Source organism: Pontibacter coccineus (assembly GCF_030546575.1).
Classification (GTDB): Bacteria; Bacteroidota; Bacteroidia; order Cytophagales; family Hymenobacteraceae; genus Pontibacter; species Pontibacter coccineus.
Window position 1 is genome coordinate 678,159 of the sequence record NZ_JAUOTN010000002.1, and the last position, 26,598, is coordinate 704,756.

At 52.2% G+C, this 26,598-nt stretch carries 6 protein-coding genes and 1 pseudogene; 4 read left to right on the forward strand and 3 right to left on the reverse strand.

Going from position 1 to position 26,598, the window contains the following annotated elements; translation table 11 throughout:
- Window positions 1-547: 547 nt before the first annotated feature.
- Window positions 548-11,539: a T9SS type B sorting domain-containing protein gene (locus Q4E40_RS07000; protein ID WP_303410994.1), complete on the forward strand. Its 10,992-nt coding sequence runs from the start codon at window positions 548-550 to the stop codon at window positions 11,537-11,539.
- A 27-nt stretch (window positions 11,540-11,566) separates the two neighbouring features.
- Window positions 11,567-12,520 carry a PorP/SprF family type IX secretion system membrane protein gene (locus Q4E40_RS07005; RefSeq protein ID WP_303410996.1) on the forward strand — a complete coding sequence of 318 codons (954 nt, stop codon included), beginning with the start codon at window positions 11,567-11,569 and terminating at the stop codon, window positions 12,518-12,520.
- A gap of 799 nt (window positions 12,521-13,319) precedes the next feature.
- Here the strand turns inward: Q4E40_RS07005 and Q4E40_RS07010 are convergent.
- The gene (locus tag Q4E40_RS07010; protein WP_303410997.1) at window positions 13,320-15,908 is read right to left on the reverse strand and encodes a M14 family metallopeptidase; all 2,589 of its coding nucleotides are present in this window, start codon (window positions 15,906-15,908) and stop codon (window positions 13,320-13,322) included.
- A gap of 137 nt (window positions 15,909-16,045) precedes the next feature.
- Window positions 16,046-16,858, reverse strand: a complete 813-nt coding sequence (locus Q4E40_RS07015; protein ID WP_303410999.1) for a hypothetical protein — start codon at window positions 16,856-16,858, stop codon at window positions 16,046-16,048.
- A gap of 810 nt (window positions 16,859-17,668) precedes the next feature.
- Between Q4E40_RS07015 and Q4E40_RS20395 the strand changes: the two are divergent.
- Window positions 17,669-18,937: pseudogene (locus Q4E40_RS20395) on the forward strand (hypothetical protein); the annotation flags it as partial.
- A gap of 1,056 nt (window positions 18,938-19,993) precedes the next feature.
- On the forward strand, window positions 19,994-25,813 hold the full coding sequence (locus tag Q4E40_RS07020; RefSeq protein WP_303411001.1) for a PKD-like domain-containing protein: 5,820 nt from the start codon (window positions 19,994-19,996) through the stop codon (window positions 25,811-25,813).
- Between the two features lie 63 nt (window positions 25,814-25,876).
- Here Q4E40_RS07020 and Q4E40_RS07025 read toward each other — a convergent pair whose 3' ends face one another.
- Window positions 25,877-26,569 carry a TIGR02117 family protein gene (locus Q4E40_RS07025; protein WP_303411003.1) on the reverse strand — a complete coding sequence of 231 codons (693 nt, stop codon included), beginning with the start codon at window positions 26,567-26,569 and terminating at the stop codon, window positions 25,877-25,879.
- Window positions 26,570-26,598: the final 29 nt, after the last annotated feature.

Here is a 26,598-nt window from a genome sequence, read left to right on the forward strand (position 1 = left end):
TATTTTCCCAGATTATGAAGACCCTTGAATCAGTTGAAATATTAACCCTGCTTATATGGAAATAAACTTTACTCAAAAAATTTCCCATCTTCTTGCGATTTTACTCTTAGGGATGTTACAGCTGGTAGCTTCCCCTGATGTGTTTGCGCAGGTGCCTATTTATGAAGTTGACCTAAGTGGCAACCCGAACGGTATATGGACTTCGGGACAGGTAAATAGAAGTGGACAGACTTGTAGTGCCGCCTCCAATGAAAACTGTGTGCAGTTTAATATTAAACTGCATCCAAATTCCGGTGGAATGCAGTTTTTTATCTTAGAAGGGCCTGAGCCAACTGGTTCAATGGGGTATCAGATAAATTGCGGGGCACAGCAAAAAGTAGGTGTCCCCATTTGCCTAACTGGTGCCGGGCCTCACATACTCTCGCTTTGTATGCCCGGAAATGCTAAAGGCGTATTTCGAATTGTATCTACTGCCGCATTTAATGCTGCGCCAGATGTCTCCATTACCTTGGGTTGTTCTTCTATACTTAATGCTCCAGCTTCGTTTTTGGATGGTACAGTTACATGGAGAGATAAGTCCGGACAAGGCTTTGAGAAGTTTCTGAGTGATGTAAGAGCGACAAATCCAACTGTTACGCCCGATGCAACTGCGCCGGCTTATGTGGATTATATCGTAAGTGGGAGTTCAAATACCTCACAGTGTACTAATATCCCGTACTATGACGAAATCAGGGTGTTCTTCTATCCCGAACCTGTTGTCACTGTTGGGCCTCAACCAGCCATTATCTGTCCGGGAGGTAGCAGCGTGCTGCTCACAGGCAGTGTAACAGGCGGTGATCAGGCGACCGGGTTTGACTACTTCTGGTATAACTCAAGCGGCACTGAGGTCGGGCGTGATATTACGTACACGGCAAACGCTGTTGGCACCTACAAATTCGCGGCGGTACCCAAAAACTCCTTTAACTGTAAAGAGTTCTCGGCCACGGTCAATGTGGTGACCAACCTCACCGCGAACGCTGGAGCAGATCAACTGGCCTGTTCTTCGGGCACGGTGCAGCTAGCTGGTACGGTAACTGCGGCTCTCGGAGGTCGCTGGAGCACGAGCGGTAGCGGCACTTTCTCTAACAGAGACGACCTGAACGCGATTTATACGCCATCTGCAGCAGATATTACTGCCGGGGCTGTTACGCTTACGCTGGAGTCAACTGGAAATGGTAATTGTTCGCCGGTGCGCAGCACAACGCGTATCACCTTCTACAAGATGGAGGTGAAACTGACAGGCACCCCCGTTATCTGTAACGGCACGCTAGGCACCATCACGGCAAACGTAACAGGCGCGCAGGGTGCCTTGCGCTACCTGTGGAGCAATGGCGCCACCACTGCTACGATCAACGGTCTTTCAGCTGGCACTTACTCAGTGACTGTAACGGACGAAAAAAGCTGCTCGATTACACAGTCGTTTACAGTGACGCAGGTAACAGGCCCGTCTGACTTCACGGCCACGCCAACCAACACGACGTGCGGCAATGCCAATGGGCAGATCATTGTCAATAATGTGACAGGTGGAACCTCGCCTTATACCTACAGTAAGGACGGTGCAAACTTCCAGACTTCCGCCACTTTCGCGGGTCTTGCGGTTGGGTCGCACACCATCACGGTGCGCGATGCCAACGGCTGTACGATCGCTAAATCCTTCACGCTAACCAATACACCAGGGCCGACTGCCGTAGCGGCGACCTCAAACCCTGCCAGCTGTCTGAACAACGACGGCTCCATTACGGCCGGTACGGTAACGGGTGGTACTTCTCCTTATACTTACTCACTCAACGGCACCACTTTCCAGACAGGCACTGTCTTCACAGGTCTTGCCTCCGGAAGCTATACCTTAAGGGCGCGCGACGCCAACGGCTGTATTATAACAAGAGCTGTTACAGTTAGCCAGGCTACACTGACGAACTTCACAGCCACTCCGGTTTCTTCTACCTGCGGTGCCAGCAACGGTACCGTTACGGTGAGCAATGTGGTGGGCGGTATCAGTCCGTATACCTACAGCAAGAACGGCACGACGTTCCAGGCTTCTAATGAGTTGACCGGCTTTGCGGCAGGTACGCATACCATCACGGTGAAGGACGACAAAGGCTGTACCTTCACTAAACAAGTGACGGTAACCAACATCGCCGGCCCAACAGATTTCACAACTGACCTGAAAGCCACCACCTGCGGCGCTACCAACGGCGAGATCACGGTAACGGGCAGAACGGGCGGCACCTCGCCTTATACCTACAGCAAGGACGGGGTGAACTTCCAGACGTCGGCCACCTTCACAGGATTGGCTCAGGGAACTCACACCATCACGGTGAAGGATGCCAACGGTTGTATCATTGCCAAAAGCTTCACGTTAACAAACATCGCCGGCCCTACGGCAGTGGCCGTGACGCCAGGTGCAGCCAGCTGCGCCGACAACGATGGCTCGGTCACGGCGGGTGCGGTAACCGGTGGCACAGCTCCCTATACCTACAGCATCAATGGCACGACGTTCCAGACAGGAACGGCTTTCACAGGCCTTGCCTCCGGAAGCTATACCTTGACGGCGAAAGATGCCAACGGCTGTATCATCACCAGAGCGGTTACGATCGACAAAGTGATGCCGACAGACTTTACGGCAACGCCAGCGGCTGCGACTTGCGGTAACGCAAACGGCACCGTCGTGGTGAGCGGCATTGTGGGCGGCACGTCCCCTTATACCTACAGCAAAAACGGCACGGCTTTCCAGACTTCAGCTACGCTGACGGGTTTGGCGGAAGGAACACACACGATTACGATAAAGGATGATCGCGGCTGTACGATTGCCAAAACAGTAACCATCACCAACATCCCGGGTCCTACGGATCTGCAGGCGACGGTGAAGGCCTCTACCTGCGGCGACCCGAATGGTTCGTTTACCGTGAGCACGGTAACAGGCGGCACGCGAAACTATACCTACTCCATCAACGGCGGCACTTACCAGACTTCCAACATTTTCGCTGCGCTGGCTTCCGGCAATTACCAGGTAAGAGTGAAGGATGCCAACGGCTGTATCTACATGGAGACAGTGGTAGTACCAAACATCGCCGGACCTGAGTTGACGGCGACAGCCACTTCCTCGACCTGCGGTAGCAGCAACGGACGCATCAATGCGGCGGTGAGCGGCGGAACGGCTCCTTTCAAGTATAGCAAAGATGGCACGACTTTCCAGGATGCGGCTCTGTTCGATAACCTGTTGGCCGGAAACTACACGATCACGGTACGCGATGCGAATGGTTGTTTGAATACAGCTACTGTAGCGGTGACCAACATTGCCGGTCCTACGAACCTGAGCCTGGCCAGCACAGCCAGCACGTGTGGCGCCAGCAACGGTGTCGTGCGCGTGAACGGTACGACGGGCGGGGTTTCGCCTCATACCTATGCCATCAACGGCGGTGCCTTCCAGAGCGGTACCACGTTCAGCAACCTGTTGGCGGGCAACTACTCCATCACGGTAAAAGACGCCAACGGCTGTACCTTCTCAAAATCGATTACGGTCACAAACACAGCTGGGCCGTCTGCGCTAACAGCTACTGTGACGGCTTCTACTTGTGGTGCCAGCAACGGGCAGTTCACAGTAAGCAACGTGACAGGAGGAACGTCTGCCTATACCTATAGTATTGACGGCACGAACTTCCAGACTTCAGCTACTTTTACTGGCCTGATCGCTAATACCTACAACGTAACAGTAAAAGACGCCAACGGCTGTACGCACACACAGGCGGTGGTCGTATCAGATGTAGCGGGTCCGGCTGATTTTACGGCTGCTGTCACCACTACCTCCTGCGGTCGCAACAACGGCAGCATCCGGGTAACGGCTGTTTCAGGAGGAACTTCTACCTATACCTACAGCAAGGATGGTAAGAACTTCCAAACTTCTAATACCTTCGGATCACTCACAGCCGGTACTTATACCATCACGGTGAAAGACGCCAACGGCTGTACGTTCGCCAAAGAGGTAGTAATACAAGACGTTCCCGGTCCAAGTGATTTCGTGCTGACCGCCAACGCTTCGACTTGCGGTGCCAGCAACGGCTCTATTTTGGTAGGTGCAGTAACTGGCGGAAAAGTTGGTTATACCTACAGCAAGGACGGAACGAACTACCAGGCTTCCACCACCTTTGGTTCTCTGGCAGAAGGTACTTATACCATTACGGTGAAGGACGCCAACGGCTGTACGTTCGCCAAGCAGATAAACGTGACCAACATTGCTGGCCCAACTGATTTCACGACCAGCCTGAAAGCCACCACCTGCGGCGCTGCGAATGGCGAGATCACGGTAACGGGCAGAACGGGCGGAACCTCGCCTTATACCTACAGCAGGGACGGCGTGAACTTCCAGACCTCGGCTACTTTCACAGGTCTGGCGCAGGGTGCGCACACCATCACCGTAAAAGACGCCAACGGCTGTATCATTGCCAAAAGCTTCACGTTAACCAACATCGCCGGTCCGACCGCGGTAGCGGCCACTTCAGCTGCTGCGAGTTGTGCTAACAACGACGGTTCGATCACGGCGGGTGCGGTAACCGGTGGCACAGCTCCCTATACCTACAGCATCAACGGCACGGCGTTCCAGACAGGAACAGCTTTCACAGGCCTTGCCTCCGGAAGCTATACCTTGACGGCGAAAGACGCCAACGGTTGTATTGTGACCCGAGCGATTACGATCAACAAGAACATCCCAACTAACTTCGCCACTACCACTACAGCCACAACCTGCGGAAGCAACAACGGCACGATCACGGTAGGTGCGGTGACGGGCGGGTTTGCTCCTTATACCTACAGCAAGGATGGAGTGACATTCCAGACTTCTACAACGCTGACGGACTTTGTGGCCGGAACGCACACCATCACGGTGAAGGATGCCAAAGGCTGTATCATCACCCGCCAGATTGCGGTTAGCGATGTAGCTGGTCCTGCTAACCTGACTGCCGCTGCCACTTCCTCTACTTGCGGTAACCCGAACGGTCAGCTGACGGTGACGAATGTGAGCGGTGGTGTGGAGCCTTATACCTACAGCATCAACGGCGGCGTTTTCCAGACCTCGGCTTCCTTCACAGGCCTGGCGGAAGGCACGTACAGCATCTCTGTTAAGGATGCCAACGGTTGTACTTTTGCCAAAGACGTGGCGGTAAGTAACATTGCCGGTCCGAACTTTACGGCGACAGCGCAGGCCTCTACCTGCGGTGCCAGCAACGGACGCATCAGCGTGAGCGAGGTAAACGGGGGCACGACCCCTTATACCTACAGCATCAACGGCGGCGCTTTCCAGAGTAGCACCAGCTTCTCAAATCTGAAGGCTGGCACTTACACGATTGCTGTGAAAGACGCGAACGGCTGTACAGCTATCCGTGAAGTGGAAGTGACGGACATTGCCGGTCCATCCGACCTGACATTGGCTTCGAAAGCCTCTACCTGCGGCAGCGCGAACGGCTCCATCGCTGTGAGCAATGTGGCAGGCGGCACAGCGCCTTACACTTATAGCATAGACGGCACCAACTTCCAGGCGACTGCTTCTTTCGGAACAGTGCTGGCAGGTACGTATACCATCACGGTGAAAGACGCCAACGGCTGTACCTTCAGCAAAGAGATTGCGGTAGAAAATATCGCTGGCCCGACTGACCTGACCGCTACAACCAAAGCAACTACCTGCGGCGCTAGCAATGGGGAAATTACAGTGACAGGGGTGACAGGCGGAACAGCCGGCTATACCTTCAGCAAAGATGGTGTGAACTTCCAGACGGAAAACACCCTGACAGGCTTTGCAGCAGGCACGCACACCATCACGGTACGCGACGCCAATGGCTGTACGTTCGAGAAGTCAGTTACAGTAACCAACATAGGAGGGCCAACGGCAGTGGCAGCTTCGGCTACGCCAGCCAGCTGTAATGACGACGACGGTACGATCACGGCCGGTACGGTAACGGGTGGCACAGCGCCTTATACCTACTCGATCAACGGCACGACGTTCCAGAGCGGCACTGCTTTCACAGGCCTGGCTTCCGGAAGCTATACCTTATCGGCAAAAGATGCCAACGGCTGTATCGTGACACGCGCGGTAACAGTAGGAGAAAACGTTCCAAGCAACTTTGCGCACACCACCGTGCCATCTACCTGCGGTCGCAGCGACGGTAGCATAACGGTAGGTGCGGTGACGGGAGGTACGGGTGCCTACACCTATAGCATCAACAACGGCAGCTTCCAGTCCGGCACTACATTCACTGGACTGGCAGCAGGTACGCACCGTATTACTGTGCGCGATGCGAAAGGTTGTGAGTTCACGAAGTCGGTTACGCTGGAGAATGTGGCCGGTCCGCAGTTTACGGCCTCAACAAAGGGAACTACATGCGGCGCCAACAACGGCAGCATTTCGGTGGGAACGGTAACTGGCGGCGTAGCCCCTTATACCTACAGCATCGACGGCACGACTTTCCAGAGCACGACTACTTTTGCCAATGTAAAGGCAGGGGAGTACGCCATTTCGGTGAAGGACGCTAACGGCTGTATCGGTACGGTAACGGTAGAAGTGCAGGACATCGCCGGACCGTCTGACTTCACGCTGGCCGGCGCTTCCTCCACTTGCGGTAACAGCAACGCGAGCATCAGCGTCAGCGATGTGGTAGGGGGCACAGCCCCTTATACTTACAGCAGGGACGGTTCGAACTTCCAGACTTCAGCCAACTTCGGCTCGCTGGCGGCAGGAGAGTATACCATCACCGTGAAGGACGCCAACGGTTGTTTGATCGCCAAGACCATTGAAGTAACGAACATACCTGGACCAAGCGAACTCACACTGGGCAGCGCAGCCTCTACCTGCGGCAGCGCCAACGGTGTGGTAACTGTAAATGGTGTGACCGGTGGTACAGCTCCTTATACCTACTCGATCAACGGTGCAACTTACCAGGCCGTAACCCGCTTTGAGTCGGTGCTGGCAGGGAAGTACACAGTGACAGTGAAGGACGCGAACGGCTGTATTTTGAGCAGAGAGATCACGGTGACGGATATCGCTGGTCCATCTGATCTGGCAGCCACAGCCAAAGCCTCTACGTGCGGCGCTAGCAACGGCGAACTGACCATCACCGGCACAACCGGCGGAACAGCGCCTTACCAGTACAGCAAAGACGGCGTGAACTTCCAATCTGAACTGACACTCACCGGATTTGCAGCGGGCTCGCATACCATTACGGTGCGCGACGCCAACGGCTGTACCTTCGAGAAGGCTTTTGATGTGACCAACATCGATGGACCTGCAGCAGTGGCAGCTACAACAGGTGCGGCCAGCTGCGCCGACAACGATGGCTCGATCACAGCCGGTACGGTAACAGGGGGCACAGCGCCTTATACCTACTCGATCAACGGCACGACGTTCCAGAGCGGAACGGCTTTCACAGGCCTTGCCTCCGGAAGCTATACCCTGACGGTGCGCGACGCCAACGGCTGTACCGTAACCAGAGCGGTTACCATCAACAAGAACATCCCGACCAACTTCGCCACTACCACCACTGCCTCCACCTGCGGAAGCAACAACGGCACGATCACAGTGGGCGAAGTGACAGGCGGATTTGCTCCTTATACTTACAGCAAGGATGGAACGACCTTCCAGGCCTCGGCTACGCTGACCGGCTTTGTGGCCGGAACGCACACCATCACGGTGAAGGATGCCAAAGGCTGTACGTATGCCATGCAGGTACAGGTGAGCGATATCGCTGGTCCGTCGGCACTGGCGATTGCGCCAAGAGCGAGCACCTGCGGTGATGCAAACGCTTCGTTCAGCATCAATGGCGTGACCGGTGGCACAGCTCCTTATACCTACAGCATCAACGGCACAACATTCCAGAGCACAACTACTTTTGCCTCTCTGGCTGCCGGCGCCTACCAGGTGACGGTGAAGGATGCCAATGGCTGTACCTATACCCAGGCGGTAACGCTGGAGAACATCCCGGGTCCGTCTGATTTCGTGGCCTCGGCCCAGTCTTCGAGCTGCGGGCGTGCCAACGGAAGCATCACAGTAAACAACATTACTTCCGGAACAGCGCCATATACCTACAGCACAGACGGCACCAACTTCCAGGCGTCGGCTACGCTGACAGGTCTATTAGCTGGTAAGCATACCATCACCGTGAAGGATGCCAACGGCTGTGTGATCTCGAAAGAAGTGACGATAGATAATGTGCCAGGTCCGAGCAACATGACACTTGCCAGCACAGCTTCTACCTGCGGCGCTGCAAACGGTACCATTAAAGTAACAGGCGTAACAGGCGGAACAGCCGGCTATACCTACTCCATCAACGGAACCAGCTTCCAGTCTGCAACCACCTTCGAGGCGGTAACGGCAGGAACCTATACCGTGACCGTGAAAGACGCCAACGGCTGTACCTTCAGCAAAGAGATCGTAGTGACTAACATCGCCGGTCCATCCGACCTGACTGCTTCTGCCAAAGCCTCAACCTGCGGCGCGGCCAACGGAGAACTGACCCTGACGAATGTTTCAGGTGGAACCGCTCCTTACTCTTACTCCATTGATGGTAAGAACTTCCAGGCCGCAGCCACCTTCACAGGTCTGCTGGCCGGAAGCCATACCATCACCGTAAAAGACGCCAACGGCTGTACAGTTGCCAAAGCCTTTACGGTAACGGATATCGCGGGTCCATCTGCGGTAGCGGCAAGTGCGCAGGCGGCAACCTGTGCTGACAACGACGGCCGCATCACGGCTGGCGCAGTAACGGGCGGCACGGCTCCTTATACCTACAGCCTGAACGGCGGTGCGTTCCAGTCCGGAACAGCCTTTACGGCACTGGCCTCAGGAGAGTATACCCTGACCGTGCGCGACGCGAACGGCTGCGAAACGACGACCACGGTGAAAGTTGACAAAGACGGTCCGGGCAGCTTTGTTGCCTCAACCAGCAACTCAACCTGCGGTAGCGACAATGGCAGCATCCGAATCACTTCTGTGAACGGTGGTGTGGCTCCTTATACCTACAGTCTGAACGGTAGTGCCTTCCAAAGCGGCGCCAGCTTCTCAGGTCTGCTGGCAGGTGAGTATACTGTAACCGTAAAAGACGCCAATAACTGTACGCACACCGAGACCATCACCATCAACAATGTGGCTGGTCCATCTGACCTCACTGCCTCCGCCCAGAACACTACCTGTGGCAACAGCAACGGACAGATCAGCGTGAGCAGCGTGACAGGCGGCACGGCTCCTTATACCTACAGCATCAACGGCACCAACTTCCAGACAGCAGCCAGCTTCACAGGTTTGGCCGCAGGGGAGTACCAGGTGACGGTGAAAGATGCCAATGGCTGTATCTTCGCGAAAGCGGTAACGGTAACGAACACCAACGGTCCATCAGGATTTGCCACGACAACCAAAGCCTCTACCTGCGGTGCCAGCAACGGCAGTGTGACCATAGGCGCGGTAACGGGCGGCAAAGCGCCTTATACCTACAGCAAGGACGGCTCAACTTACCAGAGCACTGCTGAACTGACAGGTATGGCGGCAGGCAACCACACGGTGTACATCAAAGACGCCAACGGCTGTACTTTCAGCAAAGCGGTGGTCATTGAGAACATTGCCGGTCCGACTGAATTTGTGCTGACGGCCTCTACAGCAACCTGCGGCGAAGCCAACGGGGGTATTGTGGCAAGCGGTGTGAAGGGCGGAACAGCTCCTTATACCTACAGACTGGATGGAGGCGCCTTCCAGAGCGAAGCGGCTTTTGCTTCAGTAGCCGCAGGTGAGCACACCATCACGGTGCGCGACGCCAACGGCTGTACAATCGAGAAGAAAGTGGTAGTGGATAACGTAGCGGGTCCTTCGGCTCTGACTGCAAATGCTACTGCTGCCTCTTGCGATGCAAAGGATGGCAAGATCACAGTAGGCCAGGTAACTGGCGGCACTGCCCCTTATACCTACTCACTTAACGGCGCTGCATTCCAGGCTTCCACGGCCTTCGCGGCGCTGGCTCCGGGTGAGTATGAAGTGACGGTGAAAGACGCGAACGGTTGTACGGTTGCCACCAAAGTAACAGTTGGTCAGAAGGGGCCGAAAGAAGCAACTGTGGCGGCCAAGCAGGCGGCTTGCGGCGAGGCAAACGGTTCTATCACAGTAACGGCTGTAGACGGTGGCACAGCTCCTTATACCTACAGCTTGAACGGTGGCAGCTTCCAGGCTTCGGCCACTTTCGCTAACCTGGTAGCCGGTGCTTATACCATCACGATCAAAGACGCCGAAGGCTGTGCTATTACGGTTGAGCAAGCGGTTACAACGAGCGGTGGTGTAGAGAGTTTCACAGCGACCGGCACCGATGCCAGCTGCGGGGAGCGCAACGGCCGCATCGCCATCAGCGCGATCGTGGGCGGCACGGCTCCTTATACCTATAGCCTCGACGGAACCAACTTTGTAACGGATGCCACCTTCACTGGTCTGGCCGAAGGCGAATACCAGGTGTTTGTGAAAGATGCCAGCGGCTGTACGCAAATCCAGAAAGTGACCCTGCAAAACAGCCCGATACTGACCGACGCGAAGTTCAAGGTTTCTGCTGCCACTTGTGGCGATAAAGCCGGTGAGGTTGTCGTGACGGGAGTAACAGGCGGCACGGCTCCTTACAGCTACTCACTTGATGGCACTAACTTCTCTGCTTCAGCCACACTGGCTAACGTAGCGGCCGGAAGCTATACCTTGATCGTGAAAGACGCCAAAGGCTGTACCTTCTCAGTACCGGTAACAGTGGCTGGTTTCTCCAGCAAAGTGGCCAATGTAAGCCACATCAGCTGCTTCGGCGAGAAGAACGGTACGATTCTGATCGAGGCGACCGGCGGCGACGCGAATACGGAGTACAGCATCGACAACGGCAAGACCTTCCAGAAAAACCCGGAATTCACGGGGCTGGCCAAAGGTACTTACCAAGTGATCACCCGCTTCTCTTCTACCTGCACCATTACACTCGGTGCCGTGGAGATAAAAGAGCCGGCGGCCCTGCAGGTAGAGATGGCCGTGACGGATGGAATGCCGGGTAAGCCTAACTCAGGCAGCGCCAAAGTAAGTACGGTCAGCGGGGGTACGGCGCCATACGTCTACTCACTGAACGGTGGTGATTATGTAACCGAGTCAGAGTTCCTGAACCTGCGCGGCGGCAAGCACTACCTGAAAGTGCGCGATGCCAATGGCTGTGTTACAGAGGTTGAGTTTGAGGTGACGAGCCTCGGCGAGTTGGACATCCCGAATGGTTTCACACCGAACGGCGACGGCATTAACGACACCTGGGTGATCCGCAACCTGCCGGAAACTTACCCTAACTGCAGAGTAACGGTTTACAACCGCTGGGGTAGCCCGGTATTCGAATCGAAAGGATACGGCAAAGAGTGGGACGGTACGAACAAGGGCAAACGACTGCCAGATGGTACTTACTACGCCATCATCGAGTTCGGTGACGCGACTCCGGCTATCAAGACATCAGTGACCATCATGCGTTAAGTTTCGCCATTTTAGAAAGAGACCGTTATGAAAAATAATATATTAATTCTCTGCTTCCTGCTGATCGCTTTCACGGCATCGGCCCAGCAGAAAGCCCTTTACTCCCAGTACATGACCAATTACTTCATTCTCAACCCGGCAGTAGCCGGGTTTGAGAAGAATGTAAACATCAAGATGGGCTATCGCAATCAGTGGGTTGGCTTTGAGGGGGCTCCCAAAACTTTTTATCTGAGCGGGGAAGGTGCTCTATTCAACAAGCACCTGAAGCGCAGCCGCAAAGCACAGGGCTTCCATGGGACAGGCGGTATGGTCTATACCGACCAGACAGGCCCTACCACCCGTACGGGTGCCCTGGCTTCTTACGCCTACCATGTGCCGCTTAACCGAAAAATATTCCTGTCGTCTGGCTTCTCTGCCGGTTTCCAGCAGTTTCGTTTCGACCCGGCCAAAGTGCACCTGGCAGACGGCTCCAACGAGCGGGACCCGGTGACCAACCACGGCCGCGTGGATGCCTTTATGCCCGACTTGACGCTCGGTACGTTCATGCACTCAGAAGACTTTTACTTCGGCGTTTCCCTCTTTCAGGTACTGGGTAACAAGATACATGAAGTGGATGGGGGCGAAGAAGTGAGCCGCCTGTCGCGCCACTTGTTTGTGTCTGGTGGGTATAACTTTGATGTGCACGACAAGATCCGACTGATGCCTTCGGCTTTGCTCAAGTACGTGCAGGGCGCCCCGATTCAGGCCGACCTTAACCTGAAAGGCTCCTACCACATGAGCAAGCGCCGCCAGAAGTCGGTGTACGATGACCAGGTATGGGCAGGCATCTCGTACCGCACCCAGGACGCGATCGTGGGTTTAGTGGGGGTGCAGTTTCAGGAGCAATTTCAGCTGAGCTATACCTACGATATCACCGTGTCGCCTGTGCGCCACCATAGTGCAGGTTCGCATGAAATTGTGCTAGGTTACCGCTTCAAATAAGATCCGAGTCCATCGTTCACAAAACAGGAAGGCCAGCGCATTTGCGCTGGCCTTCCTGTTTTAAGGAATAGTTTATTGTCATAAGGCATGGACTTTCCTCGTTTAAGGCAGATGATGTGCTATGAGTAACCTAAGTCGTTGTATTGCTTCGCCTGTGCGGCGGGCACTCACTTTTTGTCTTGACACAAAAAGTAAGCAAAAAAGTCAAGATTCCCCAAACTCGCTGACCGCTCAAACAGTGGGTAATCATTTGGGTGCACCTGGCTAAAGTGATCTGCTACGTAGCTGGAGTAAAAGTTAGTTTGCTATACCTTTCAGCGGGTGTGTGGTCTTGGCTACAGTGCTTATACTATAGAAGTAGCACTGGCCAAACGCTCCCCTTGAGGGGAGCGCAGAGGGGTGTAAATCTTGCACAGGTATACTGAAGCAACAGCACTTATACATGTATGTTGGCAGTTACAGATTCCCCACCTTTGACAAGGAGGGGTTAGGGGTGGTTGGACCCGGTATAGCAAAGCAAAACCTACTAAGCTTATACCTGAGATATGGCAGTTACAGTAAAGTCCCCCTTTGAAGGGGGTAGGGGGATGTCAATCGTTCCCAAGTTATCATCCCGGAAAGAACACGGGGCATGTATATATAAGCTATAGCGCCGACTGACACTACACAGCTATACCTAAAAATGGCAACAGCGGAAATGTTCTCCTTAGTTAAGGCAAGGGCCAAGTACTTCCTATCGTAAAACCAATAAAAAAGGCCGGTGCATGTGCACCGGCCTTTTTAAAAGAGGATCTATACCTTATTCATGGGCTGCTTCCTCGGCACGGGCGGAGCCTCCGCTGATGATCTGACCGAAGAAGATACTGTTGAGGAACAACTTGTTCGTACCGAACCAGAAGGCGCGGAAATTCGGGTTGTCCGTCATACCGATCACTTTGCCACCACCCAAAGCCGACACCGAAATGGCGGCCGTATTGCCAAGCTGCTTCAGGTTTGGCTTCGAAATGTAACCGCTCAGCAGCGGCTTGTCAGTATAAACTACCGGGTTGGCATAAGGACTCTTGGAAGGCTCCATGAACAAGCGGTTGTCGCGAAACACGGGCAGTTTGCTGTTGTAGTAACCGTAGCCCAGCGGATGCGTCAGGTCAAGGTTGGTCTCGAAGATGGCACCGCCGATTACCTGCGCACCGGTTGTATTGCTCATGCTGGCGTAGGGCAGGCGGGCTGTGTCGGCCTTCTCACCCTGTTTGAAGCTGAAATTGCCGATCTTGTTATCCGCCAGCCAGCGGGTGGCATTGCCCATCCCTACGAGCGTGCCGCCCTGCTGCACCCAGGTGCGCAGTCTCGTTTTACCGATCTCTGAAATGCTACCATAAGTGCCATCCGCCATCACGATTACATTGTAACGGCTCAGGTCAATGCGGTTCACGGACTCAGCATTCACCAGGCTGGTGTTGATGTTGAAGCGGTGGTCGAGCAGGTGCCAGGCTTCTCCGGCATCGTTGCTGTTCACGCCTTCGCCAATCAGCATGGCCACCTTTGGTTGCTGCAAGGTATAGATACCCGGGCTCCCCAGGTTAATGCCTTCCGTGAAGCCTGTGCTGATGGCGTGTATTGTGATGCCGTTGTCTTTTGCGATCTGGGCCATCAACTCGTGTATGCGCTCGGCCCCAACAGGCTGCCCGGTTACAGGTATCAGGATGGTGCCGTAGTCGAATTGTTTACCATTAGCACCAGTGAATTTATCCGTAGCTACTCTGGCCTGCAAGCCGTGGTTGAAGAGCGTGTTGAGGGCTCTTGGGGCATAGTAGCCGTGCCACTCAAAAGCATAGGCATACGCGCTGTTGCCGCCCACTACCTGTCCTGTCGGGAAGTCAACAGAGGCGAGCTTCTGGCCCAGCATGTTGCGCTTGAACTGGCCGGACTTCAGGTTGGCATGCTCCAGGTTAAAGGCAAGCGGCAGCGTCCAGGACGATACATCATAAAATAAACTATCCTGGAACGAGGTGCGGCGCTCAAACATCCCCTCAATCAGTTTGTACTGTGGCTGGTTGGTAGGCACAACGTAGCTATTCTCAGGCGTGTATGTCACGTTGTTGATCGTGAATTTTTCCTGTGGACGGTAAATGTCGATCTGGTGCTGGTGGATGATCTCGGCCAGGTGATAAGCGCGTGCCGGATCTTTTTCGGCGCTGAATACATAAGCACCAAATGGCGCTTTAGCTGACTCTTTCAGGGCATCACGGTAAAAGTCACGCTGATGGGTGAGCAGTTCTTCGCGCATGTTCTGCGCTGCTTCCAATGTCGAGAGGGTGGTCGTGAACTGGTTACGGATGGTGAACGGGAAGGTCAGCACGCCGTTCACACTCTCCTGCGCATGGCCTCTGGAACTGGCCTGCTCAAACAAAATGCCGATGGCGCCATTCACATCCGGGTAAGTGGATCCTTTGCCATAGTAAAAGTCATCGAAGCTCTCTTCGGTGTAGTAGAACGAACCGATCTTGTCGAGGGCCTTGGCATGGAAGCCGGCGATCTTCTTGGTCAGGTCGTAGTTGCGGGCAGGCGTGAGCGGGTGGTTACGGCTCGGTATACCTGGCTGGAAAAAGAAGGTGGAGTTGGTGCCCATTTCGTGGTGATCGGTGAGCACATTGGGCTTCCACTCGTGAAACTTAACCAATCTGCCTCTGGACTCCGGGTGCTGTAGCGGCAACCAGTCGCGGTTCAGGTCGAACCAGTAGTGGTTGGTTCGCCCGCGCGGCCAGGCTTCGGCAAATTCCTCGCTATTCGGGTCCGTCACCAGGTTTTTGCCCCGGTGTGTGTTCACCCAGCTGGCAAAGCGGTTAAGCCCGTCCGGGTTGATGGAAGGGTCTATCAGGATAACTGTTTCACTGAGCAGCTTATCAATTTCAGGTCCTTGCGCGGCAGCCAGGTGGTAGACGGCCAGCAGAGAGGCATTGCTGCCGCTCGGTTCGTTGCCGTGCACGCTGTAGCCCATCCACACCACGCCCGGCATGTTTTTGATGTCGAGCTTGCCGGATGCACTAGGGTCGGTCAGCTGACGGTGCTGCTCCTTGATGCGCTGAATGTTCTTGTGATTCTCAGGCGAGGTGATGGTGAGTAGGTATAGCGGACGGTTTTCGTGGGTGCGCGCATACTCCTCAATCGTGATCCGGTCGGAGAGCTCTGCCATTTGCCGCATGTACATCGCCAGCTGGTCGTGGCTCACATGCCACTCGCCTACGTTGTAGCCCAGTATGTCTTTGGGCGTGGGGAATTCTTTGTTGTAGGTTACATCCTGCGGGAGATAGTAGGAGAGGTCTGCCTGCGCCATCGTCCACTGGCTCAGGAAGACCAGTGCCGCCGTGGCGAGCGCATAAATTTTTCGCATAAGTAAGGTAGTTTTAAGGGTGATCGTAGAATAAGGTTAGGTATGCAATTTGCCCTTTTGCCTCGCCTTTTCCAAAAATAAAAGCCCTGCCGGTGAGGGCAGGGCTTTTATGGCAGGATATTAAGAATCAGTGCAGCCTAACCTTTGACAGGCCGCCTGTGCTGATGTGCTGCCAGCGCCTTATTGTGACGAGCACCACCGCTCACAAAGTAGAGTGAAAAACCAGACAAGATGGTGACGATGCTGGCAATAGAAAACACCCGCAAAAGCAGATTACCAAAGTTGTCTCGGCCCTGGTAGTCCATGGTGTGCAGCATCCAGAGGAAATCGAACACGCGCCATTTGTCGTTGCGGAACTTCGTGACCACCCCTTGCTCAGCGGCCACATACACGGTGGTTTGGGTAGGATGCTCCATGGTGACGGCCCAGGCTGGCAGTGCGCTGCCCCGGTACTCATGGTGCCCGTCCATGTTCTCCTGTGTGATATACTCCACTTTCGCTACCCCAACTGAGTCCACGAAGCTCTGACGGGCGAGTTCGATGGCTTCCTCCTCGCTCAGGGCAGGGCGCAGTTCACCGGTCGTTGCGACAGCGAGTTGCGTACGTGTCGCCGCCTGGCTGTGATCGTGTCCGGTTCCATGAGAAGCTTGGTCACTAGAAGCATCATAAGTGATCTGGTAATGCGGCGTCCCCAGGATGTCAACCAGTTTGAGTGAGGTAATCATGGCAGTGCCAGGCAGTTGGGCCATCACCTCAGCAGGCGAAACCAGTTCCAAGTTACGCTCGAATGCCATACCGCCAGGCTTGCGCTGATGGTCACCGTGGATCTCGTCCAGGTCGCTGAAGCTGAAATAGATACCGCCGATGGTCCACATAACAAATTGTATACCTGTGATCAGGCCCAGATAGCGGTGTGTTTTGCGGATGCGCAGATGGGTGGTTTTCTTCATAAAGTATGTTGTAGGGGCTATCAATATACAGCATGAAAACACTCCCTACAAATGCAACTTATGTCAGGGTATAGCCGGCTTTGGATTTAGCATTAGTTTTCAGTAGGGTACTCATCCTGAAGTTATTAGATGCATTGTCGGGGAAAACAGTGCAATTTTAAATAAAGGTATTCTATATATAAGTATTTCTATTTAAGCTTATCTAACTCACAGAGGCCTGCTTTACGAATGTCTTGAAGAATTCAAAATGTAACAGGAGGTATACAATAGTGCAATTTATTAGATTATTATTTTAATTTATTAAACTATTTTTATTAAAATTTCTTATTATTATACCTAAAGTATGAAACTTTTATATTTAATAAAGGTATCATAAGTTCAATACGCTACCCTAAATAGTAAAGCCTGTGAGTAATTTAGCCGAAAGTTTGCCAGGACCATGCCTGTTCAAAGCAGTTGGTCTATGCGAGTCAGCGTTACCTGGCTCATCAGTGTCCTTCATTCCCCCACCACAATGACAATGCCCGGCTAACTGCGCCTGCTGGGACAGTACAAGCCTTCTTCTTTCCAGGTAATTCCATTTTGGAACCCTAATCCGCCCCCGGAGCTCCTGCTGAGCCTTCGCACGATCCCTATTGCCTTTTGTAACCGAAAACAAGCACCGAAACCCTAATAGTGTGCTCGCATCTCACCTTAACCTTTGAGTATATGAGAAAGAATTTTACACGATTGATTAGTAGTGTAACCCGAACCAAAAGTTTTGTAATCGCCCTCACCAGCCTGATGATCCTGGCTGGTTCTGTGTATTTAATGGCCGCGGTGGGGATCAATATTACAGGTGCAGGTTCATATAATCTCAATGCAGATCTAGCGGTTGGAACAACATTTACACCAATAACAAATATTGTAATAAGGGAGGGGGAAGGAGGTGACTTTGCTTCTAGAACTAGTTATAAAATCGTACTGACGGCTCCTTCAGGGTGGATTTTCCAAAGCAGTAATGCCTCTGCGGTAAGAAATCAAGGAGAAGTAACTTTAACGACTACTCCTACTTATGTGGTTGAGGGGATTGGGGCAAGAAGCATAGAGTTTTCATTAACAGGTGGTAATGGTACACAGAATACTATAGACGTTATTACAATCTCAGGCTTAAGTATAAAGTCTACCAATGGTATTATTGATCCGACACAGCCAAAGTTAATCAGTGTACAAGTGATTAATACGACCACTTCAACGTCTGTCGCATCGTCCACCCCCATCTCGTTATCTCAATCAGCCGGCGCAGTAAAACAACTTGCTTTCATCACGCAGCCGACTGATGTGCTTATAGGTGAATCCATCACCCCAACAGTTCAGGTGCAAGCTAGAGACCAGTTTGGTAACATAGTCCCAAATCCTTCTATCTCCCTGGCGCTTGGATCCAATCCTGGAGGTGGCACATTAATAGCAGGCACTTCTTCTACTTCTAATGATGTAGTCACTTTCTCAGGCTATAGCATCAATAGAGTAGGTATAGGGTATACACTTTCCGCCTCTAGTGCAGGTGCCACCAGTGTTACTAGCAATGCCTTTACAGTAAGCAATAAGAAACCTACTATCAGTAGTGTCAGTGGTTGTTTGTCGGCCGGCGACCCCGCAACTACGGTGACGATCACTGGAACAAATTTTGTGAATGGAGCCACCGTGCTGGTTAATGGACAATCGAGGGCCGCTACGGTTTCAAGTGCAACATCCCTTACAACTTCTTTAACTCCCGCTGAGTTAGCTTCCGCAGGGAATCTATCTATTGTAGTTAAAAACCCAGCACCTGCTCAGGATAATGGTGAGTCAGAGGTTTTTAGTAAGTCTGTGATTGCGTTACAAGCAGCAGGCAGCATCTCAGGAGTCTCGGAAGTTTGCCCTGGTGAGACAGGTGTTGAGTTCACCGTGCCTGCTAACAGTTCTGTGAAATTATATCTGTGGAGTGTAGTATCAGGCACTGCAACCATCAGTGCCGGGGCTACCACCAATAGCGTGCGCCTGAATTTTGGAAATACTGCCGGAGAGGTCCAATTATCAGTTGTGGCTTATAATAACTGTGACAAACCTGGTGCACCTTCTACCCACAACATTACTATTAAGCCGACGCCCGTTGTTTTGGTTTCCGCTGAGGGTAACAATACTGCGATATGCGAGGGTGAATCTGTTGTATTATCTGCTACGGGGGCTAACAGCTTTGCATGGTCTGGGGCTGGACTAGCTGCCGGGACTACTGGCAGCACAGTCACGGTTACTCCTACAGTTACTACAACGTATACTGTTGTCGGTACTACTGATGGCTGCCCTTCTGCACCACAGACTATTACTATCAACGTAACCCCGGCACTGACGCAAGGGGCTATTACGGGAGGGGATGAATACTGCCATAATGCCACGGCAACCGCTTTAACAGCTTCAATAACAGGAGGAGGTAGTGCTACCAAGTCATATAAATGGGAAAGAAGTACTACAAGTGCAAACGGCACTTGGACGGAGGTTGGCACATCAGCGAATTACACTCCTCTAACCACTACAGTTGGAACATTCTGGTATAGAAGAACAGTAAGCGCGGGAGAATGCACCGTAACTTCTGCTGCGTTTCCAGTACTAGTTAAGTCAAACCCAATCATTACTGTTGAAGCAAATAACACAGAAATTTGTCAGGGCGAAACAGTTGAACTGACCGCATCGGGCGCTGAGAGTTATATTTGGTCTATTGAGGGAACAACTATTGGTTCGGGAGCTCAGATTGATGTAAGCCCACTAACATCAACTACCTACACGGTAGTAGGCTGGACAGATGGCTGTTATTCTGCCCCTCAAACAATTAATATAAACGTAACGCCACGCCTTACCCAAGGTGCTTTAACTGGCACTACACAATATTGCCAGACACCTGGTGGCACTGGTACTGCATTAAGTAGCACGGTAAGCGGTGGCGTAGCAGCCAAATCGTACCTGTGGGAGCAAAGTGCGAATGGCAGCAGCAATTGGGAGCCTGCCGAAAACGCAAACAACGGTGCTACATATACTCCTTCTATCTCAGAAGCGGGCACTACATACTACAGGAGAGTGGTAGAGTCAGGTAATTGTATTTCTATCGGGGAACCGGTCGCTGTGACAGTTACCCCATCCATAACAAACACCATCACATCAGCAAACCAGGTAGTTTGCGCTGGCGAAACGATTAGCCAAATTACCGGAGCCGTTTCGGGAGGCAATCCTGATGAGGTGAGTTACCAGTGGGAGGAGAGTGCGAATGGCACCAGCGGCTGGGGAGATGCACCAGGTGCCAGTAAGGCCCTCAATTATACCCCTGAAGCAGAAGTTGTAACCACTTCCAAAACCACCTATTACAGACGAAAAGTTGTTTCAGACAATTGCACCAGCTACAGTGAGCCGGTAAGTGTCAGAATCGTGGCAATGCCACTAGCTGTTATTACAGACGGTGCCAACGACTACTTTTGTCCGCCTGCCTCCGCTACCCTGACAGCCCGCACTGGTGCAGGCTATCGCTATACCTGGTACAAAGTTGTGGAAGGAGGCGATGATGAACAAGTAGGCGCGGATCAGAATACCTACACTACTAACGTAGAGGGTTACTACTATGTGGTTGTTAAGGGGGAGAATGATTGTACCTCTACTTCTTCTGTAACAAGAGTACAGTCGACCATCCTGAACACAAATATCATATCTGGCGAACAAACGATATGCTATAATACTGTTCCCGCTACTTTGCAAGGGGAGGAGTCAACGTCTGATTTAGGAGAAGTAACATATGAGTGGCAGTTTAGTACTGACGGAACTTCCTTCTCCAGGATATCCAGCTCAAATGTTCAGAATCTAACTGTGAGAACTGCGCTAACTTCTGACCATTGGTACCGCAGAATTGCCAGAGTTGGTTCTGGATGTTCTATTACGAGTGACCCTGTTAAAGTGACTGTCAAGCCGTTGCTGCGTGTCACGAACCTGGCAAGCGCAACCTCAGGCCTTTGTACGGGCATTGCTTTTACTTTTAATCCGGAAGGAAGCGAAGGCAGTAGTTCTTTTGCCTGGTCGCGTGCAGAAATAGCAGGTATAAGCAATACGGCGGCAAACAGCACAGGAGATATAGACGAAGTTCTTGTCAACACAACCAGCGCCCCGATCAACGTTACCTATGTTTACATAACCAGTGATGGGGAAGGATGCAGCGGTCCTGCTCAGAACCTGGTAGTGCGCGTTAATCCAACACCTGTGCTAAACAGCTCCCTGGCGCCTCCGGCAATCTGTGGAGGCACCGAATTTGATTATGCCGCAACTAGTGCCACTACAGGCACTACATTTAGTTGGGAGCGTAAGCCTGCTTCAGGTATAACTACCTCTGCTCCTGCGAGTGGCACCGGTGCCAGGGTAGAACATGTGTTGACGAACACGACCCCTAATCCAATAGATGTAACTTATACCTATACCTTAACTGCTAACGGCTGCTCCAATACACAGGACGTAGTGGTGAGAGTGAACCCGAGGCCACAGTTGAGCACTACTTTGACGCCTGCAGCTATCTGTAGCGGCGCAACGTTTAGTTATGCACCTGACAGCGATACAGAGGAAGCGTCCTTTGTATGGACTCGTATTGCTCCTGCAAGCATCACGGGCGGGACTACAAGTGGTACAGGAAGTATCAGTCAGGCCTTAACCAATACATCCGTGAATCCGGTTAACGTTATCTATCGCTTCACTACTAGCGCTAACAGCTGCGCAGGTACTTCTCAGGATGTAGTTGTAACGGTTAACCCAAGCCCTAAATTAAATTCACAGCTTACAGCAAATGTATGTAGTGGCAGCACATTCAGCTATGCGCCAACGAGCGCGACAGAAGGTGCTACTTTTTCCTGGTCCAGGGCGGCATCGGGCGGCAATGCGGCCTCGAGCGGACCCGGCAACATCAGTGAAGTGCTCACCAACACGACTACAGCGCCGATTACGGTAACTTACGAGATCACGACTCGAGCAAATGGCTGTGATGGTGCGCCGCAGAACCTTGTAGTAACCATTAACCCACGACCTGTGCTGAATAGCCTGCTAACAGCAACTGTTTGTAGTGGTTCAGCCTTTAGTTATACCCCAACAAGTGCCACAACAGGGGCTACCTATACCTGGACGAGGGCAGCGGTAAATGGTATCAGTAACGCAGCAGTGACTACTCCAAGTTCTGGTTCAATAAGTGAGACGCTGGTGAACACGACGGCTAACCCAATTGATGTAACCTATGTCTATACCACGACAGCAAATGTTTGTGCTGGTCCTACTCAGGAATTAGTGGTTACAGTTAATCCACGTCCACAGCTAAGCAGCACACTTACGCCTGACGCTATCTGCAGTGGTATACCGTTCAGCTATACCCCTCAAAGCACTACCATTGGTGCCACTTTCTCCTGGACCAGGGCAGCCGTTGCAAACATCAGTAATACCGCAGTAACTACGGCTGTTGCAGGTGGAATTAACGAGACATTGATTAACACTGGCACCGCACCAGTAACTGTTACTTACAAATATACTACTACCTATGCAGCCAATGGCAGTTCATGCTCTGGTAATGTGCAGGATGTGGAAGTAGTTGTAAACCCTTCGCCAAAACTGAACAGTTCGCTTACGGCCAGTGTGTGTAGCGGTACCCCTTTTAGCTATACCCCTACAAGTGCCACAACAGGAACTACCTATACCTGGGAACGTCTACCTGCCACAGGTATAACAAGCGACGGACTTGTAACAGGTTCTGGAGTGATTAATCAGACTTTGACCAACACTACCTCGAATTCCATCAATGTAACCTATAGAATAACCAGCAGAGCCAATAGTTGTACTGGCCTTACAGAGGACGTTGTAGTTCGCGTGAATCCCAAGCCGGTTGCTACTTTCGTAGGCAAAATTGGCACAGCAGAAGTAGGATCAATCATCTATTCTGATGGTGGTAATGTAGTATTTAGCTCAACTGGAGTTGCGGGGGGGAGTTTCTCAGTGGTGTCACCGGCTGGTTTGGAAGGTTTCTCGACTAGTGGTTCTACCGCTACATTGAACCCATGCACAGCATTAGGTACGGCTACCTCCAAACAAGTGACCATACGTTACACAGTTAGCCAAGGGACTGGCATTAACCAATGCGGTAATTTTGAAGATATTACTTATACACTTCGACGGTCAAATTACACTGTCATCATCCTGGCAGACCCCTATCCAACTTGCCGCGGTCAGATTACGGAGTACACGGCTTATGTATACAAAGATGCTACAAGGGTGATATACCCATACCTGGCTGACGCAAATGGTATAGCAGTGGATGAGAACGGTAATAGACTAGGAGACCAAACTTTGCCTATAACCAATCCAGATTATCCTTTCCCGAATAGGGAGAGCATGCCAGACATTCTGTATGATAATGCCTGGCGTTATTTTCAGCCGAAAGTGGAAGGAGGCACCCTGATGCCAGCAACCAACTTCAACTACCAGTGGACCAAGAACAGAACCAACTTCTTTGGAGCGAATAGTCCTACCATTCAAAATGCAGGTTTATCCTCTCTGGACTATTATGCGGTGGAGGTAACCAGTAAAAGTAGTGGTTGCGCACAGCCGATTACATCTAAGATGACGAACAGGATGTATACTTCGGCTACCGTCAATTATGAAGTTGCACTGACGACAGATAAAGCAATTATCTGCCAAGGAGAAGGAATCATGATGACAGCTGATCTCAATGATGCGTTCTCTTTCTGGGGGGACATTAGCCTGACACTTTACTGGATGTTGGACCGTGGAGGAGTGACTTCACAGCTAGGTCAAACCGTGTACAAGAGTGGTGATAATATACAATTCCCAACTTCTGGACCGACGGGTGGCTTCCTCGATGGTGACAAAGTTTTTGTAGAATTCAGCTCTGCTCTTGACCAGTACAATAACGCTAACAAGTGCGCCAGAGGCTTTATAACGAACATTGTTCCAATTACAGTAGTTGGCGAACAGGTTATGAATGGCGGCGGTGCCTACTGCGCTGGTGGTACAGGTATACCTATTGGTCTTAATGGATCTCAACAAGGGGTAATCTACCAATTAAAGCGTGATGGTGTTACTGTAGGTAGCCCAGTTACAGGAACAGGAAGTGCGATCGGTTTCGGTAACCAGACGGTAGGTGGCAATTACACTGTTGAGGCCATCGCGAGAACGGGTACCAGTGCCTGTTTGACTTACGGCCCGGTAAATGTGTATGTAACACCACTACCTATAGTCCAGACATTGACAACAGTGAACAACGGCGAATACTGTGCAGGAGGTGCTGGTGTACCGATTACATTGTCTAACTCTCAGAATAATGTTAAGTACCAGCTAAGAAGAACCGTGAATGGCACAACAACCAATGTTGGCTTAGAGGTTATCGGCTCTGATGGTCAGCCAATACCATTCGGCAACCAAACAGAAGCAGGTGTATACTCTGTACTGGCAACAACACTGCCTGCCACAGGTACCATCGCAGCCTGTCCGCAGACCATGGGGAATGTGACAGTGATTGTGAACCAGTTACCAACAGTGACAGTTAACAGCCCGACGATTTGTGAAGGTTCTACAGCTACAATTACAGCTGTACCAGCAGGTGGAACGGGCCCCTATACCTATACCTGGACAGTGCCTGCCGGATTTACAAACCCGGGGAATGTGGCTAGTTTCCCTACTACTGTGCCTGGAACTTATACCGTACGAATTGGAGACAGTAAGTCTTGTGCCAGCACTGCAGCTGCCACCAGCACTGTGATCGTAAATGAACTTCCAACAGTAACTGTTAACAATCCAACGGTATGTGCTGGTACAGCTGCCACAGTGACTGCTTCGCCAGTTGATGGTGTAGGGCCATATCGCTATACCTGGACAGTACCAGCCGGCGCCACTAATCCTGGTAACGTAGCTAGCTTCCAGACTACAACCGCAGGTCAATACACTGTACGCATCCAAGATAGCCAATCCTGCTCTAGCAGTGAAGTAGCAACAAGTACTGTAACTGTCAACCCAATTATTGGGGTCACTGGAAGAATCCTGATATTCGATGAAACTGGTGCCCAGATTGAGGATGAATCCAAAATGGAGTTTGGGATGAAATACACCTTTAAGGTAGAGTCAAACATGATCGATTTGGAGGGCGCTGACATAGCCTCCATTAAGTGGTGGATGGGTGATGGTACAACCGAGGGTTGGGAAATGGTTGAACAGGGAGTAACTGAGTTTACCATGAAAGAACCAATGGGAGCACTACGTGTGTCTATCAGATGTGATATACCAGCCAAGGAGGGAACATGCTTCGCACTGGATGCAAGCAACATATTCTCGCTTGCAACTGAACCTATCATCCCACTCCCAGTAGAACTCCTTTACTTCAACGCCACCAAGCGCGGCAATGACGTGGTGCTCGATTGGGCGACTGCTTCGGAACTGGACAACAAGGGCTTCGAGGTGCAGGTGTCGAGTGATGCGAAGAACTTCAGGGTGCTGGGCTTCGTGGAGTCGAAGGTGAATACGACCAGCCTGAAGCAACTCTATACCTATGTGGACAAGGAGAACGGCAAGCAAGGCGTTCGCTACTACCGACTCAAGCAGGTGGACCTGGATGGCAAGTCTGAGATCTTCAACATCAGGGCGGTGCACTTCGATGAAGTGTCTGCCAACAAGGTGAAGGCTTATCCGAACCCATTCCACTCCGAAGTGGAGCTGAGCATCGATGCGGAACTGGACGGGGAGCTCCAGATTACCGTAACCACGGCTACTGGCCAGCAACTGCTGCAGCGATCGGTGCAGGTGGCGAAGGGCACCAACATCGAGAAGCTCACGCTTGATCCGAACCTGCCACGCGGGGTGTACATCATCTCCACCCGCATGGGCGATTTCAACAGTCATTTCAAATTACTCAAACAATAACTATTAGGGTTTAATAAGAAAACCCCGGGCATCTTGCCCGGGGCTTTTATTTTTATACCGGGCTCATTCCCTGACCTGCCGCATTACCACAAAAGAAAAAGGAGCCCAGAGAGCGGCCCGGTGACCCATGGCCTTAAGCCCGCCGTTTACCCAACTGTTGCAGGTCTTGAAAAGATGGAACTTGCCGTTAGCTTCATAAAAATTGTCGCGGGTATGGTAGCCTTTGCCCTCGATTAACAGAAACTCACCGTTGGGTTGCTGTTGGAAGGTGTCGAGAATGTACTGCACCAGAGCCTGATACTGCGCTTTAGTTATGATGACAGGCTGTTGGTATTTATTCTGTCGGAGCGGTTGGCCGATGTACTCCACGTGCATGGCCGTGCGGGTAGGCCAGAAGAGTGAGGTGATGGCGGTGGTGAGCGTGAGGTCTTTCCATTCGGGCGTTTCCATGTAAAATTTCCGGTCGCCCCAGCCGAAGCCCACATGGGTAAAGGAGCTGTCAGCACCGGCATAATCCTGCAGGTATAGCTTGTCGCGCCAGTCAATGATATCGGTTTTCACAGGCAGCACCAGGTCAGTGTGCACGCCGTTGTCGGTCACGAAGATCTCTATACCTTCTGTGGTCTGCGCGTAACTGCTGTTGACAGGTATACTGCCGAGTATCAAGCCGGCCAATACATAGAGCACCGTCATCAGGGCCAGCCCCGCTAGAAATGCCAGGAAACCTTTGCCGGTCTTTCGCCAGAACAAATACATAGCTATAGGTACGCACATAAACGGTTTGA

Excerpts from the sequence above, each read along its gene's own strand:
- Q4E40_RS07025 (WP_303411003.1), bottom strand. The coding sequence starts at position 26,569 with ATGTATTTGTTCTGGCGAAAGACCGGCAAAGGTTTCCTGGCATTTCTA.
- Q4E40_RS07010 (WP_303410997.1), bottom strand. The coding sequence starts at position 15,908 with ATGCGAAAAATTTATGCGCTCGCCACGGCGGCACTGGTCTTCCTGAGC.
- Q4E40_RS07015 (WP_303410999.1), bottom strand. The coding sequence starts at position 16,858 with ATGAAGAAAACCACCCATCTGCGCATCCGCAAAACACACCGCTATCTG.
- Q4E40_RS07005 (WP_303410996.1), top strand. The coding sequence starts at position 11,567 with ATGAAAAATAATATATTAATTCTCTGCTTCCTGCTGATCGCTTTCACG.